Raw genomic sequence first — 16,228 nt, 5'->3', positions numbered from 1 at the left:
TATATCGGTATCGCCGACTCTCCAAGGACTATGAATGCCTCACCCTATCCAGCGAAACATTTATTCATATCGCCATGATCAATTTGATGCTCAACAGATTGGAAAAATAACTTTTAAAACACGCTATAAGAACCTGTCGAAAGTCTCGTGAGCTAGAGCAAGACAAGGCGAAAAAGCCGAAGAAGCGGAGTTTACGCGAGGTAAATGAGCATTCTGAGGATGTTTTCAACGCCGTATTGCTGACGCACAGCAGGCTTTAGACAGGTTCTAAGCCAAGTTCGCGCAAGACAAAGGCGTAGTCGAAGGCGACTTCCTTCAGTCTGTCAAAGCGCCCGCTGGCACCACCGTGGCCTGCTCCCATATTTGTCATCAGCAACAGTAGGTTCTGATCGGTTTTCAGCGTACGCAGTTTGGCGACGTATTTTGCTGGCTCCCAGTACATGACCTGGCTGTCGTGAAGTGAAGTCTTGATCAGCAATGTAGGGTAGGCTTGAGCGGTGAGGTTGTCGTACGGCGAGTAGGCGCGCATCCACTGGTATTCGGCCTTTTTGTTTGGGTTGCCCCACTCTTCGTACTCCCCCACGGTTAGCGGCAGACTCGCGTCCAACATAGTACTGAGCACGTCAACAAATGGGACCTGAGAGACGACGATCCTGAAGAGATCGGGCCGCATATTGGTCACTGTCCCCATGAGCAGGCCACCAGCACTGCCGCCTTCAATCACCAATTTGTCTCGGCTGGTATAGCCTTTTGCGATCAGGTATTCAGCGCTGGTGATGAAGTCGGTAAAGCTGTTCATCTTGTACTGCATGCGGCCTGCGTCGTGCCATGCCTTGCCAAGGTCGCCACCGCCACGGATATGGGCAACCGCAAAGACGACGCCGCGGTCGAGCAGCGATAACCGACTTGATGAAAAATACACATCGTTCGGTATGCCATAGGCGCCATATGCATCCAGCCATAGCGGTGCACTGCCGTCTTGGGCTAGGCCTTTTCGGTAAACCAGTGAAATGGGAATGGCAATCCCATCCCCTGCGTTGGCCCAGATACGTTCCGTCACATAGTTGGTAGGGTCGAAATTACCCAATACAGGTCTGCGCTTCAGCAATGTCTGCGTTTGGGTTTCCATGTGATAGTCGTAGACCGTACTTGGTGTGGTCATCGACTCGTAGCTGTAGCGGTAGATCGCTGTATCCCATTCAGCATTGGCTTCCACTCCCAGGCTGTAGGCCGGTTCGTTGAAGACCATGCTGTGGGTGGACTGGTTGCGCAGATCGATAATGACGAGTTGGTTCAAGCCATTGGAACGTTCATACCGCACCATGAAGTGTTTGAAGAGATCGATGCCCTCGAGCATGACGTCTTCACGCATCTGCAGGACTTCCTGCCAAAGGTCCCGACCTGGATTGGACACAGCAGCCTTTACGAGGCGGAAGTTACGGCCGGTGTCGTTGATTCGGACATAGAATGCGTCGTCACGGTGGTCGACGTTGTATTCAATATTGGCGCGGCGCCGTGCCAGTACCCGCCAGCGCCCATTGGGCTCATCGGCCTTCAAGTAACGGATTTCACTGCTGGTAAGGCTGCCTATCTGCTCAATCAGGTAGCCATTGCTGCGGGTGAGGTAGACATCCACGCCGAAGCGCTCGTCTTTTTCCTCATGAATCAACTTGTCGACGGCGGTGCCCAACGTATGCCGCCACAATTGGTTGGAGCGTTTGGTCTGTTTATCCTCAGTGGAGTAAAACAGCGTGCAGTTATCGAGCGCCCAGGCGGCAGAGGTAACCCTGTCCCGCTTGAAAGGCAGCAATTTGCCACTACGCAGGTCTTTGATCTGTAGCTTGTATTGACTGAAGCCAGTGGCGTCGGTTGTGAAGGCGAGCAAATTGCCATCGGGGCTGACCTCGAACTCCCCAACCTCCATGAAAGTCTTGCCTTTGGCCAGCTGATCGACGTCCAGCAACCGCTGTTCAGCCGAATCTGCCCAACTACCGTCCGCAGCAACGGGTTTGCGGCACAACAATGGATATTGCTTACCCGTTTCAAAACGCGAGTAATAGTAGAAACCATCAAGCTTGTAGGGGACCGAGCTATCGTCTTCCTTGATGCGGGCCTTCATTTCTTCGAACAGCGCTGCCTCGAATGGCTTCAGATCTGCCGTCAGAGCCTCGGCATAACGGTTCTCTGCCTGGAGATAAGCGAGGGTTTCCGGCGTGTCTCTATCATGCAACCAGATATAGTCATCGATACGATGGTCGCCATGGATGGACAACGACTTGGGTTGCCGGGCGGCGATGGGGGCATTATGGGCGGGAAGGGGATTCTTATCTGCGGCCATGGCAATACGTGGTCATTAAAGCAAAGCGGCAGCATAGCGGGTTGCGGTAAAGCTTGAAAATAAAAGCCTGATGAAGCTGGGTGATAGGTGCGGTCTGCACTGTATTCCGCTGACAGTACTCGTAACAGGTTGGAAGCAGGTTCTAAGATTGAGCGATAGAAAGTACCTGAGTAAGTTAGTGCTTTCGTATTCCAAATAGGCAGTGTGGGGAGGACTGAGATGTATACCTTGCAGGGGAAAACGGCGCTGATTACGGGTTCTACCAGCGGCATTGGCCTCGGTATTGCTATCGAACTCGCTCGGGAAGGCGTCAATATCGTGCTCAATGGCTTCGGTAATGCCCAGGCTGCGAGCGACTTGATCGCCTCGTTCGATGTGGCTGTGGCTTACCATCCTGCTGATATGAGCAAGCCCAGCGAAATTGCCGACATGATGGCGTTTGCCAGTCAGACGGTTGGCCCTGTGGACATTCTTGTCAATAACGCCGGCATCCAGCATGTGGCGAGCATCGAGGACTTCCCCCCTGAACGTTGGGATGCGGTGATTGCCATCAATCTGTCGTCTTCTTTCCACACTTGCCGTCTGGCGATACCCACCATGCGCGAGCGTGGTTGGGGGCGCATTATCAATCTTGCATCGGTACATGGCTTGGTGGCATCCAAGCAAAAGTCGGCCTATGTGGCGGCCAAGCATGGCCTTATTGGCCTGACCAAGGCTGTGGCGCTTGAACTGGCGCAGACGCCGATCACCTGTAATGCCATCTGCCCCGGTTGGGTACTCACGCCCTTGGTCGAGGCGCAGATTGAAGCGCGTGCCGGTGCGGGTGGTATCAGTGTGGAGGAGGCTGGGCACGAGCTGTTGGCAGAGAAGCAACCCTCGCAGGAGTTTGTTACCGTGGCGCAAGTCGGTAAGCTGGCGGCTTTCCTTTGCAGTGATGCAGCCGAGCAAATCCGCGGTGCAGCGTGGAATATGGATGGTGGTTGGGTGGCACAATAGCGAAAGCGTTGCTGTAATAACCTGCTCATGATCTTTACTGTGCAGCGGTGATCAAGGCTTATGTGCCCTGCTGACAGCTGCTCGCAACAGATCGTAAACAGGTATCAATGGCTGTTTTTATTGTTTGGCCTCACTCCCTATTGGAAAGCGATTTCCGATGTCCTCAAATCTTGTGTAATCAGGAAAGAGCATGAACAAACTCTACCCCAGTGCCCAGGCGGCGCTCGCCGATCTCGTTAAGGATGGCCAGACGATTGCCGTGGGCGGTTTTGGCTTGTGTGGCATTCCCGAGGCACTGATTGGTGCATTGCGTGATAGTGGCGTACGTAACCTCACTGCCATTTCCAATAACGCTGGTGTCGATGGTTTCGGCCTTGGCCAGTTGTTGGAAACACGCCAAATCAAAAAGATGGTGTCGTCCTATGTGGGCGAGAACAAGGAGTTCGAACGCCAGTATCTGGCAGGTGAGTTGGCCTTGGAGTTCACGCCGCAAGGCACCTTGGCGGAAAAGCTGCGTGCGGGCGGTTGCGGTATTCCCGCTTTCTACACTGCGACGGGCTACGGCACGCTGGTGGCGGAGGGGAAGGAGACGCGCGAGATCAATGGCAAGATGTATGTGCTGGAGCACGCGCTGACTGCGGATATTTCATTGGTAAAAGCCTGGAAGGCGGATAAGGCCGGTAACCTGCTTTATCGTCGTACTGCACGTAATTTCAATCCGAATGTTGCGATGGCTGGCAAGGTGACCGTGGTGGAGGTGGAGGAAATCGTTGAGACCGGCACGTTTGATCCGGACGAAGTCCATACGCCCGGTATATATGTACACCGCATTGTGCTGAATGCGACGCCGGAGAAGCGCATCGAAAAGCGCACCACCTACGAAAATCCAAACGGTTAAAAAGGGGAGACCACGATGGCTTGGAACAGGGAGCAGATGGCTATCCGCGCCGCGCAGGAATTACGCGATGGCTACTATGTCAACCTGGGTATCGGCTTGCCGACCCTGGTGGCGAATAATGTGCCGAAAGGTATGGAAGTCTGGCTGCAGTCGGAAAATGGATTGTTGGGTATCGGCCCTTTCCCGCGCGAGTCTGAGGTCGACCCGGATGTGATCAATGCTGGCAAGCAAACCATCACTACACTGCCTGGCTCGGCGATTTTCAGCTCAAGTGACAGCTTTGGGATGATCCGCGGTGGCAAGATCAACCTTGCCATCCTGGGGGCCATGCAGGTGAGCGAGACAGGTGACCTCGCCAACTGGATGATTCCCGGCAAGATGGTCAAAGGCATGGGTGGCGCGATGGATCTGGTCGCAGGTGTAGGCCGGGTGATCGTGTTGATGGAACACATGGCACGCAAGAAGGACGGCTCGGTCGAGGCGAAGATCCTGCCTAAGTGCACTTTGCCCTTAACCGGCGTTGGTGTGGTGAACCTGATTATCACCGATATGGGCGTTATGCAGGTGGGTGAGAAAGGCCTGTCGGTGCTGGAACTGGCGCCTGACGTGACCGAAGCTGAGATCAGTGAAGCGACCGCTGTGACTTTGGATTTCTCACCATTGCGGGCTAAACAAACGGCTTAGTGAGAATTTCGAGTAGTACATAAGCCGCATAGGACTTGTTCAGGGCAAGGCTGGGTTTCAGTCCCAGCCTATTGCTTTATCTGTACCTGGTTAGCCACGATGAAACTCGATGCGCAGCGCATTGGTGGTCTCCGCAATGCATTCGCTCAGCTGTTGATACAAGTCGGCTTCGGGTAGCGGACCATCTGCCTGCTTTAACACCATTTCCAGCTTCTGTGCGACTGCGGATAAGCGTTCCGCCCCTAATGTGCTGGCTGTGCCTTTCAGCGTGTGCATCTGCCGACAGGCATCTTGACGTGAGCCGATACTGAGAAGCTGATTGAGTCTGTCCACTTGCAGGTTAAGGTTATGTATAAATTCGTCAATCAAAGAGTCGAGCAGTGTGCGGTCTCCCCCCAGCCGTTGTACTGCTGCGTCAATATTGAGAAGAGGGGGGGCGGCGTCCGTTGGTATTGGTGCTGTGACTTGTTTGGCTGGTTTGATGCCACGTAGATGGCGCAGGATGGTCGTAACGAGATGCTCTAGCTCGAAAGGTTTGCCTATGTGGTCATTCATGCCGGCTTCCAGGCAAGTGACGCGGTCGGAAGCCATGGCATTGGCGGTCATGGCGATAATAGGCAGGTTGCCGGTATCGAGGATCTGCCGTATTTCCCGCGTTGCTTGGTAACCATCCATGACGGGCATCTGCAGATCCATCAGGACGATATCGAAGGCATGGGGCGACTCGGTGATAGCGTTTACGCCCAGCAGGCCGTTATCTTTGACGGTGACAATGGCGCCTTCGGTTTCCAGCAGGCTTTTGGCGACTTGCTGGTTGGTTGCGTTGTCCTCCACCAGCAGCACACGGACGTTTTCGAGTCGCGTGGCCTTGGGTGGTGCCATTACCGGTGTTTCTTTGCCGCTGTTATTGCGTCGAATACGGGCTTCAATGACGACATCAAGCAGCATCGAGGCGGTGATGGGTTTGACGAGAAAACCGTCCAGAAGCGCCCTTTCTTCTTGCGAGCGTTGCATCAGCATCTCCATACTGCGCGCAGTCTGCATGATCATCAGCGGTGCGGGTGTCCCCGCCAGTTCACGCAGTGCGCGACAGGTTTCCCATCCATCCATCTCCGGCATGATCCAGTCGATCAATACGACGTCGTAATGGTTGCCTGATTGAAGGGACTCTTTCATCAGCGCTATCGCCTGATGTCCACTTTCTGCCAGTTTGATATCCCATCCCAGGTTCTTACCCATGCCTGTAACCACCTTGCGGGCTTTATCGTTGTCGTCGACCAGTAATACATGAAGGGGAATGATGGGTAGCTGTATAGATGTCGCAGTACAGGCAACGGGGAAGCTGAGTGTGAAGTGAAAGTTGCTACCCTTGTCCGGGGCACTTTCCACCTTTATCTCCCCACCCATAAGCTGTACCAGACGCTGGCTGATGGCCAGACCGAGCCCAGTACCGCCAAAGCGGCGGGTGGTTGATGCTTCAGCCTGTTGGAAGCCATGGAACAGTTTGCGCTGTTGCGCTTCACTGATGCCGATACCCGTGTCTTTTACGGCGAAATTGAGTGTGATCTGGGTATCGTCTTCGCTCTGTATTGATACCTGGATCACCACTTCGCCGTGCTCTGTGAACTTGAGTGCATTGCCGGCAAGATTGATCAGTACCTGATTGAGACGGACCTCATCGCCGATGATTTGATGTGGAAGGCGCTGCGGCAGATCAAATAGCAACTCGACCGGTTTATTGGCCTTGGAACCCGTCAGAATCACCGATAGGTGGCGGAACAGGCTATCGAGCCAGAATGGCTGGGGATCAAGTTCTAGTTTGCCCGCTTCGACCTTGGAGAAGTCGAGGATATCGTTGAGTATGTCGAGCAACGAATGGGCAGCCATTTGCGCCTTGTTGGCATAATCGCGCTGCGTATTGCTCAGAGAAGTGTGCTGCAGCAACTGCAGCATGCCCAGAATGGCATTCATGGGCGTGCGGATTTCGTGGCTCATATTGGCCAGGAACTGGCTTTTGGCTTTGCTAGCTTGTTCGGCCATGTCTTTGGCTGCGACCAGATTCGCTTCGAATTCCTTGCGAAGACGGATATCCTGCGCAACCCCCAGAAAGCCGATCAACTCTCCACCATCGGTATGCATGGCGGTTACTACCAAAGATACCGGAACATGGGTGCCATCTTTGCGTATATAGGTCCACTCCCGCTCTTCAGGTACGCCGATAAGCGAATTGGCGATAAATACCTCGAACCCTTCGATGTGGCGGCCGGTTATCAGGGACAGTTCCACGCCACGCGAAGCCACTTCGCTGGGCAGATGGAAAATCGAAGGTGTCTGCTGTCCGACGACTTCAGCTGCTTCATAGCCCAACAAGCGTTCGGCTCCGTCATTGAACAGTGTGATCAGGCCTTCCTTGTCGGTTGCGATGATAGAAAGCGCATTCGCGGCATTCACTACCGAGCTCAGCAAGTGGCGGGATTTCTCAATGGCTTCTGCACTTTTACGGCGTTCAGTGATGTCCTGAAAAGCGCCGACCAGGCGGACGGCTTTGCCATCTTCAAACTCCGCTTCGCCCACTGTTCGTACCCATATTGCACGGCCGGTAGCGGTAGTAAAGGGAAGCTCCAGATCCCAAGGTTCACCAGTATCTATGCTGCGCATAATTGCTGATGCAATGGTCGGTCGTGCTTCGGGAGCATAGAACTGGATGATGTTTTCCAACGTTGGGGTAAACCCGGGTGGTACCTCGTGGATTCTGCAGGTTTGATCGGATAGAGTCGGCTTGTTTGTCGAGAGATCAATGATCCAGGAACCGAGCCCAGCGATCTGTGCGGTGCGCTCCATCCACGCACGGGCGTCTTTCGCTGCCTGCTCCGCAAGCTTTCGCTCCGTGATATCCATCTGGATACCGTACACCCACTTGGGTAAGCCGGTTTCAGTACGGTTGACCAGACGGCCGCGATCAAGCACCCAGACCCAATGTCCGTCCTTGTGTCTCAGTCTTGCTTCACATTCGTAGTAGGGCAGCTCGCCGGAGAAATGCCGTTGCAGCAATTCGTTCGATTTCGCCAAATCGGATGGATGTACCAGCCGGTTCCAGGTAGTGATATCTACGGGGCTGAGTTCTTCAAGCGAGTACCCGATAATTTCTGCCCAGCGTCCGTTGAAATGGGTTTCACCGGTTTGAATCTGCCATTCCCAGGTGCCGACATTGGTGCCTTCAAGAATGCGCGCCAAGCGCTGTTTTTCTTCGAGCAGTGCGATTTCAGCGTGTTTACGTGCATCGATATCCAGGTGGATACCTGCAATCCACTCAGGATTGCCGCTGGTTGTGCGTGAGATTACCTGCCCACGCGATAGTATCCACTGCCATTGTCCCCTTCTGTTCCGCATCCGGAATTCGGCTTCATAATCGGGCGTCTGGCCGGACAGGTGTGCTTGAAGCAGTGCTTGCGCCTCGGGCAGATCATCCGGGTGGGTCAGTTGCATCCAGGTTTCGTGTGAAAGGGATTCCAGATCGAGCGCTGTGTAGCCCAACATATTGAGCCAACGCAGGTTGAAGTGTGATTCACCGGTTTCGACATGCCACTCCCATGTCCCGGCATCAGTGCCTTTCAGTACGTTCTCCAGCGACAATCTTTCCTGGGCCAGTTTGAGTAGTGCCTGTTTGCCGGGAGTGATGTTGACGCCGATCGACAGATAACGGTCTATCTGGCCGTTCTCTCCACGTAGCGGTGTAATGATGGAGTCGACCCAGTACAGGTCGCCTTGTTTATGGCGGTTACACATCTCACTGCGCCACGCTGTACCTTGGGTGATACTGGTCCACATTGCTTGCCAGAAGGTCGTGTCGTGATAACTGGAATTGACGATACGGTGGTTTTTGCCCAGCAGTTCTTCCTCTGTGTAACCATTGATCTGGCAAAAAGCCTCATTGACCTCGATGATATGCCCGGCTCTATCGGTCACTGAGACGATGGCATGGTCCCGGATAACTTGATTGAGGGCGTTGCTTTCACGCAGCGCAACCTGCAACTGTATGGACGCCAGTCGTGCTGCGGTGATGTCCGATTCAATCGCCATGAAGCCGTTGAACTGGCCTGATGGGTTCCATAGCGGTTGGAGTTCAACATGGGCCCAGTACTCACGACCTTCTTTGGTCTGGTTCAATACTTCGCAGCTGAGGCTTTGTTGTGTATCAAGTTGGGCTCGTATCAAACCAGCGGTATGCGGATCGCTGTTGTCGCATAGCAACAAATCCGTGGGCGACTTGCCGATCACTTCGTCAGGTTGGTAACCCGTGATGCGGGAAAAACCTTCATTGATCCAGATGACTCTGCATTGGGCATCAGTGATAAAGACCCCATTGGTGGTGAATCGCGCTACCATCGCCAGCCGTTCCACATCCGCGGTCATTTTTTCGGCCAGTCTCTCGGCGCGAAGCCTGCCATTCATCAGCAGCCAAAAGATCAAGGCGAAAAAGAGGCTTAACAACGTACCGCATACCGCAACAATCTTGGGTGTGGGTGAGCTCACAGCTTTATCGAATTGTGGGGTGGTTTGCACCACCAGGCTGAGTTTGCGTCCGCCTATTTCGAGCCGATGCAATTGCTTGAAGTGAGGGGTGCTTTGTTGCGCTGGAACAACATTTTTGGTGCTAGATAGGATGAGATACCCCTCTGTTCTAGGATCGCTATCGAAGATCCGGTTTGTTGCCATTGGTATGGAGCCGTCGAAGAGTTCAAGATCCAACTCTTCTGCTACTGCTTTATCGACACCCTTGAGAATTTCCTCCACGACAATGGGGGCATAGACGAACCCTTGCAGTTTGGCTCGGCGTTCTGCTTCTGTCGCTGGCGTGATGTCGGACTGAAACCAGGGGATAAGATAGAGATAAGCGGGCCGTGATGATGCATCCTGGTCCAGGCGTACACTTTGGGTGATGGTGGGTTTGCCAGTTTGGATTGCGCGTTCTATTGCTTCGCGCTGGCGGGGCTCTGCGCCCAGATCTAACCCCAGTGATGCGCGATTGGTGTCGATCGGTTCAATAAAACGGATGACATAGAGATTTTTGGCATCACCATGGGTTTTAAGCGTGAACCCCGGCTGATTGTGTTGTTCAGATGCCAAAAATGCAGGTAATTGCGGGCGCGTCAGCGGCTGGATAAAGCCAAAACCACGAATTCCAGGGAATTCCTGTGGCAGATTGCGTGCAGTGATATAACTTCTGAAGTCCGTGTACTGTACCCTGCCTGTCGCGACGATCATGGCTTTGGCGCCCATAACGCCGTAATGGGAGGTATGGAATCGACGGTTTATTTCTGTGACGAGTCGTTCGGAAAGGAACTGGTAGCGATTCGAAGCGTGCTCAGTATCGAACTCGTAGGTTTGCCGTACGCTGATATAAGTAAGCAGGCCACCAAGCAACAAAATAGTGATAGACCAGAGCTTTGACCAAAGCGCGGCCTGCTTGGACGAGAATCGAAAAGTGTGCCGCATTGGTCACCTGATAGCCGTTATGGCATCGCATGAAAGCAATGTAGCAGCTCGATTTTTCTATGCAGCTTCAGTTATATGACAGCCGATGGCGAGCCTTTGAACAGGCTCTTTTTCCGCGTTCACGTTCGATGTTACAGACGTGCAAATACGCCCTGGGACATAGTGTTCAGGGAACTAATCGATAGTGCACATGTCTTCATCACGGCTGCGCGATATGGAGCGCAGCATGAAGAGCAGCCCTGGAATCAGGGTTCGGATATAAAGCAAAAGGCCGGCTTGTGCCGGCCCTTAAGAGCCTGTTCAAGGATCTGTCATGAGCAGCTGTCAGCAGGGGGTAGAGCAGCACAGAAACCGGAATGTACTTAGGTACATGAGGATTTTGAGCAGCACATAAGCCCTGATCACAGCTGCGCAGTAAGATCGTGAACAGGTTCTAAGGCCAGTGGTGATTCAACGAGCAAAGCCGCAGAATACATCCCGCATCATGCTGACAACTTCCAGCGTCCTTGGGTCACCAACGCGGTAATAGACCCGGTTGGCATCCTTACGGGTTCGCAAGACGCCTTTTTCGCGCATGATAGCCAAGTGCTGTGAAATATTGCTTTGCGAAGTACCAACCGCATCGACAATATCTTGAACACTTACTTCCTTATCGCCCAGAACGCACAGGATCTTCAGCCGTAGCGGGTGAGACATTGCCTTCATCGCACGGGAGGCCTGTTCGATCTGTTCGTCGTCCTCGATTAAGTGGTATGCCATAGCGAGCTATTTTTTATTGGATAGTGGTGCAGCATACATGCACTGCGTAGGTGCCGGCATGTTAAACGTGGCCCAAAGCCCGCGCAACCGCGCGTGACGCGGTAAAATGTGGTTAGCCTTCAACGAAACTGTTATGTACACCCTCTATGACTACTGTGACTCCTGTCCTGCTCCTTATACTCGATGGCTATGGTCACCGGCTGGAAGGTGCAGACAACGCTATATTGCATGCGAAAAAACCCCATATTGATCAGCTGATGGCGGAGTTTTCCCATACGACCATCAATGCATCGGAACAATTTGTCGGTTTACCGCCGGGCCAATTCGGCAATTCCGAAGTGGGTCATTTGAATATCGGTGCCGGCAGAGTGTTGCAACAAGACATCAGTCGGGTCGATTGTGATGTGGCAGATAAGACGCTCGGAAGTAATCCCGTGCTCAAGCAGACGATTGATATGGCCGCTACCAGCGGTAAGACACTGCATGTAATGGGACTGGTTTCAGATGGTGGCGTGCACGCACACGAGAACCATATCCACGAACTGGTGCGCGCTGCGCATGCAGCGGGTGTGGCGAAGATTGCCGTACACGCTTTTCTGGATGGTCGCGATACACCACCACGTAGCGCCGAGCTTTATCTCAGCCGTCTTCAAGCAGTCTGCGATGCAAATCCGGGGGCGCGTATTGTTTCGGTAGTGGGGCGTTACTATGTGATGGACCGCGACAAGCGATGGGAACGGGTTGAGCCTGCTTACCACTTGATTGTCGATGGAGAGGCCGACCATGTAGCTGCAACAGCTCAGGAAGCCTTGGCTGCTGCTTACGCGCGCGGTGAGAACGATGAATTTGTTCTGGCGACCGCAGTACGCACTAATGGCGAGATTACCCGGATCGAAGACGGCGATGTCGTCGTATTTATGAACTTCCGTGCCGACCGCGCCCGCGAGATTACGGTTGCGATCAATGACGACAGTTTCGATGGGTTTACCCGTCCACGCCGTCCTAAGCTTGCTCTGTTTGCCACATTGACCAGTTATGCCGAGAGTTATCCCTATCCTGTGGCCTATACCAAACCCAAAGTGCAGAACAGCTTTGGCGAATACATCAGCCAACTGGGGTTGAAGCAATTGCGTATTGCCGAGACCGAGAAATACCCGCATGTGACGTATTTTTTCTCGGGTGGCGAGGAGAAAGAGTTCCCTGGCGAGGATCGTATCCTGGTGGCTTCACCCAAGGTTGCAACATATGACCTCAAACCTGAGATGAGCGCGGCGGAAGTGACCGATAAGATTGTCGAGGCCATCGAGTCCAAGCAGTACGCTGCCATCATCTGCAATTACGCGAATGGCGATATGGTGGGCCACACCGGTAATTTCGATGCAGCAGTCAAAGCAATTGAGGCGCTGGACGTATGTGTAGGGCGGGCTGTGGCTGCAATGCAGGCCATTGGTGGCGAAGTGCTGATCACAGCAGACCATGGCAACTGTGAAATGATGTGGGACAACGTGTCGGGCCAGGCGCATACCCAGCACACGACGGATCTGGTGCCATTTATCTATATAGGCCGCAAGGCGAGCTTGGCTTCACCGGCGACAGGTGCCTTGAAAGATATTGCCCCCACCATGCTGGCCATAATGGGGCTTTCGCAACCGGCTGAAATGACAGGCCATTCGCTGATCCAATTCGCGTGATCAGCCGCCTGCTTCCCCTATTTGCCGCCGTTGGCTTGTTGGCCAGCGCGGCTTGGGCTGCTCAGCCGGAAGACGACTTGCAGGACTTGCGCCGCAAGATCGACTCGCTGAAGCAAGAGTTGCAGGCTAATGAAGCTACTCGCCACGATGCGGCGGATGCATTGAAATCTTCCGAACATGCCATCAGCGAAGCCAATCGAGCGGTTGCCCGGTTGAACCGTGAGCAACAGCTGTCTGAAGCGGCGATGGTCAGTATCAATCAGGATATCGTCAAGACTCGTGAGAACCTGGAATCCAATCGCCAGCGTTTGCAGGACCTGATTCGTTCCCGACATCGTAATGGCCAGCATGAAGCCTTGCGCTTGTTATTGAACCGGCAGGATCCCAACAAGCTGGCGCGCGATTTGCGCTATTACCGGTATATCGCCCAGGCGCAATACAAACTCTCGGGGGAGCTGGCTGGCCAGCTTGAGAAGCTCAACGAGCTTGCGGAGGTTCTGCGGCAGAAACACGAAGCGTTATTGCGGATTGCGGCGGAACGTAAGGCTGCACGTGACCAGTTGCGTGCCGAGCAAGCCCAGAAGCAAGAAGTATTGAGCAAGATCGCCGGTGAGATAGGCGAGCAGCGTAAGCAGATCAGCAAGCTCCAGCGCGATGAGAAACGATTGACCCAGCTGGTAGAAAAGATCAACCGCATGATCCGCGAGCGGGAAATCAAGGAAGCGCGGGAACGTGAAAAGCAGGCGAGGGCACAGAGGTTGGCTGAAGCGCGTGAGGCGGCACGTCTGGCAAGAGAAGCAAAGTCAGGTAAAAAGCCTAGCGAGCCTGTGGCTAAACCCGAAGCTGTTGTGAAACGCAACGAGGCATTGCCTGACAGTACGGCGGATGGTCGCCGTTTTGCGGAATTGAAAGGTCAGCTGCGTTTGCCGGCGCGTGGTGAAGTGACAGGTAAGTTCGGTTCGCCTCGTAGCGAGGGTACACAATGGAAAGGCGTATTTATTCGGACGACCGGTGGTCAGTCAGTCAAGGTGGTAGCTAGTGGTCAGGTAGTATTTGCTGACTGGTTACGTGGTTTTGGGAATATGCTGATTGTCGATCATGGTGGTGGATACTTGAGTCTATATGGTGCCGCTGAGTCGTTGATGAAACAGGTTGGAGACAAAGTAGTGGCCGGTGAGGATATTGCGACCAGCGGCAATAGCGGTGGGAGCGAACAAACGGGCATATACTTTGAAATACGCCATTTGGGTAAACCCCTGGACCCGCTCGCCTGGGCGAAAGGCTAGCAATTGATTCAACAACCGGCTGTTCGAGCAGGTTGTTGCAGGTGGTAAAAGGACAGTAATGCAAGCGAAAGTACAGAAATTCAGATTGTTACTCGTCGGTACGGGCATTGGTGTGTTGTTGACCGCGGGTGCCAGCGCCTTGGCCGAGAAGGAAAGCTTGTCGCCATTGCCGATTAATGAGTTGCGTGCATTTACCGAGGTATATGCGCGCATCAAGCAGGACTATGTTGAGCCGGTTGAGGACAAGAAGCTGATCAATGAGGCCATCAACGGCATGTTGACTGGCCTTGATCCGCATTCAGCTTATCTCGACCCTGATGCGTTCAAAGACTTGAAGGTCAGCACCTCGGGTGAGTTTGGCGGTCTGGGATTGGAAGTGAATCTCGAGGACGGACTCGTCCGTGTGATTTCGCCGATTGAAGATACTCCCGCCTTCAAGGCAGGCATCAAGGCGGGTGATTACATCATGAAGATTGACGATGCGCCGGTGCGGGGTTTGTCCCTGAACGATGCGGTCGCCAAGATGCGTGGTAAACCCAATAGCAAAGTGGTGCTTACAGTCTTGCGTAAGGGCGAGACCAAGCCACTGGTCTTTACCTTGAACCGTTCCATCATCAAGGTTCAGAGCGTGAAATCACGTATGTTGGAACCAGGATTTGGTTATGTGCGTCTGGCACAGTTCCAGGAGCGTTCGACCGAGGATGTGGCCCGTGCATTGGATAACCTGTACAAGGAAAACAATGCGAATCTGAAGGGTCTGATACTGGATTTGCGTAATGATCCAGGTGGTGTGCTAAGCGCAGCGGTAGGTGTTTCAGCCTTGTTCCTGCCAGAAAAAGCGCTGGTGGTTTATACCGAGGGCCGTGCTAGCGATGCCAAGGTACGTTTGACTGCCAGCCCCGAGTTTGGCGCCCGGGAGGGCAAGTTGCCAGGTGGGGTCAAGGATGTGCCTATGGTGGTGCTGGTGAATGCGGGCTCAGCATCGGCTTCTGAGATTGTGGCTGGTGCCTTGCAAGATCATAAACGCGCTGTAGTGGTGGGTGTACAGACTTTTGGTAAGGGATCGGTACAAACCATCCTGCCTGTCGGGAAGGATTCAGCTATCAAGTTGACGACGGCACGTTACTACACGCCAAATGGTCGTTCTATCCAAGCCAAGGGCATCACACCGGATATCGAAGTGGAAGAGGCCACGCTGAATGGCCTGAATAGTGCAGCTTTCCGAGTGAGAGAGGCAGATCTGGAACACCATCTGGCCAACCCGCAAGGAGAAGCTGCCAAGCCCGACGTTAAGCCTGCTGCTTCGGCACCCGATGCCCAGCCTGAAGCCAAGTTGGAGCCTACCAAGCAAAAAGGTACTGATAAGGTGAAAGGTAAAGATGGCAAGCCTTCAGAGGAAGAAGAGCTGAAGCCGGGCGAGATTTCGTTGAAGAAAGACTACCAATTGCAACAGGCATTGAATGTTTTGAAGGTGCAGCAGGTGGTGCGTGCAAATACCACGGCTACGGTTGTGAAATAGTTCGTTAGACTCTTGAAAGACCATGCATAAAGCCCGCTCTGGCGGGCTTTATGCATTTTGGGTGCTATAGCGCTATAAAGTAAGTTAGACGGGTTGTTGCTTGTATGTGTGCTTAGAAGGTGACAGATATGCACGATACTAATCTTTTCAAAAACCTCTACAGCATGCTCGGTGAGGGTAAGCTGGACCGAGCCAAGTTCTTTGCCATGCTGAGCCGTACGTTGGTTCAGGAGGTAGGGTGTACTCGTGCCAGCTTCTGGTTCTATTCCGGCACCTTGCAAGATAGTGTGGTGTGTGAAGGTCTATACGATGCCAGTGATGGGCAATGGTCCAGTGGTATGGCGCTGAGCGAAGACGACTACCCGGATTACTTCGCTGCAATGCGTGATGAACGGACAGTTGTTGCCAGCGATGCGCGTACCTACCCCGCCACTGGGGTCTGTCAGTAATTTCGTGTTCAAGGCATATCATGCTCCCAAGGAGAATGTATGCCTCGCAAACCGAAAGCCAAGCCGGTGGAATTGCCGGCAATTCCCGCCGAGCTCCTAGCTCAGTTCGGCA

10 protein-coding genes and 1 pseudogene are annotated in these 16,228 nt (G+C 53.6%); 8 read left to right on the top strand and 3 right to left on the bottom strand.

Annotated elements, in window-relative coordinates:
• A pseudogene (locus ACUHMQ_RS18070) lies at positions 1-110 on the top strand (IS5/IS1182 family transposase); the annotation flags it as partial.
• Between the two features lie 146 nt (positions 111-256).
• Here the strand turns inward: ACUHMQ_RS18070 and ACUHMQ_RS18065 are convergent.
• On the bottom strand, positions 257-2,338 hold the full coding sequence (locus ACUHMQ_RS18065) for a S9 family peptidase (RefSeq protein WP_445296855.1): 2,082 nt from the start codon (positions 2,336-2,338) through the stop codon (positions 257-259).
• Between the two features lie 219 nt (positions 2,339-2,557).
• Here ACUHMQ_RS18065 and ACUHMQ_RS18060 point away from each other — a divergent pair, with 219 nt between their 5' ends.
• The 3 genes from ACUHMQ_RS18060 to ACUHMQ_RS18050 all read left to right on the top strand — a co-directional run bounded on the left by ACUHMQ_RS18060 (position 2,558) and on the right by ACUHMQ_RS18050 (position 4,916).
• Positions 2,558-3,334, top strand: coding sequence for a 3-hydroxybutyrate dehydrogenase (locus tag ACUHMQ_RS18060; RefSeq protein WP_445296854.1), 777 nt, complete (start codon positions 2,558-2,560; stop codon positions 3,332-3,334).
• Between the two features lie 190 nt (positions 3,335-3,524).
• Positions 3,525-4,232 (top strand): CoA transferase subunit A, encoded by a 708-nt coding sequence (locus tag ACUHMQ_RS18055; protein WP_445296853.1) that lies wholly within the window; start codon positions 3,525-3,527, stop codon positions 4,230-4,232.
• Positions 4,233-4,247: 15 nt separating this feature from the next.
• Positions 4,248-4,916, top strand: coding sequence for a 3-oxoacid CoA-transferase subunit B (locus tag ACUHMQ_RS18050; RefSeq protein ID WP_445296852.1), 669 nt, complete (start codon positions 4,248-4,250; stop codon positions 4,914-4,916).
• A 90-nt stretch (positions 4,917-5,006) separates the two neighbouring features.
• On the opposite strand, the gene ACUHMQ_RS18045 is transcribed toward ACUHMQ_RS18050, so the two are convergent.
• The gene (locus tag ACUHMQ_RS18045) at positions 5,007-10,412 is read right to left on the bottom strand and encodes a PAS domain S-box protein (protein ID WP_445296851.1); all 5,406 of its coding nucleotides are present in this window, start codon (positions 10,410-10,412) and stop codon (positions 5,007-5,009) included.
• A gap of 450 nt (positions 10,413-10,862) precedes the next feature.
• The gene (locus ACUHMQ_RS18040; RefSeq protein WP_072430098.1) at positions 10,863-11,171 is read right to left on the bottom strand and encodes an ArsR/SmtB family transcription factor; all 309 of its coding nucleotides are present in this window, start codon (positions 11,169-11,171) and stop codon (positions 10,863-10,865) included.
• A 146-nt stretch (positions 11,172-11,317) separates the two neighbouring features.
• Between ACUHMQ_RS18040 and gpmI the strand changes: the two genes are divergently transcribed.
• The 4 genes from gpmI (at position 11,318) to ACUHMQ_RS18020 (ending at position 16,116) form a co-directional block, all read left to right on the top strand.
• Positions 11,318-12,862 (top strand): 2,3-bisphosphoglycerate-independent phosphoglycerate mutase, encoded by a 1,545-nt coding sequence (gpmI, locus tag ACUHMQ_RS18035; protein ID WP_445296850.1) that lies wholly within the window; start codon positions 11,318-11,320, stop codon positions 12,860-12,862.
• Positions 12,859-14,148 (top strand): murein hydrolase activator EnvC family protein, encoded by a 1,290-nt coding sequence (locus tag ACUHMQ_RS18030; RefSeq protein ID WP_445296849.1) that lies wholly within the window; start codon positions 12,859-12,861, stop codon positions 14,146-14,148. Before gpmI ends, ACUHMQ_RS18030 begins: the two co-directional genes overlap by 4 nt.
• 58 nt (positions 14,149-14,206) lie before the next feature.
• A complete protein-coding gene (locus ACUHMQ_RS18025) occupies positions 14,207-15,667 on the top strand; it encodes a S41 family peptidase (protein WP_445296848.1) in 1,461 nt (486 codons plus the stop codon).
• Between the two features lie 128 nt (positions 15,668-15,795).
• Positions 15,796-16,116, top strand: coding sequence for a hypothetical protein (locus tag ACUHMQ_RS18020; RefSeq protein ID WP_445296847.1), 321 nt, complete (start codon positions 15,796-15,798; stop codon positions 16,114-16,116).
• The last annotated feature ends 112 nt before the right edge of the window (positions 16,117-16,228 follow it).

It is taken from the genome of Chitinimonas violaceus (assembly GCF_052601015.1).
This window is presented reverse-complemented; position numbering and strand designations above follow the sequence as displayed.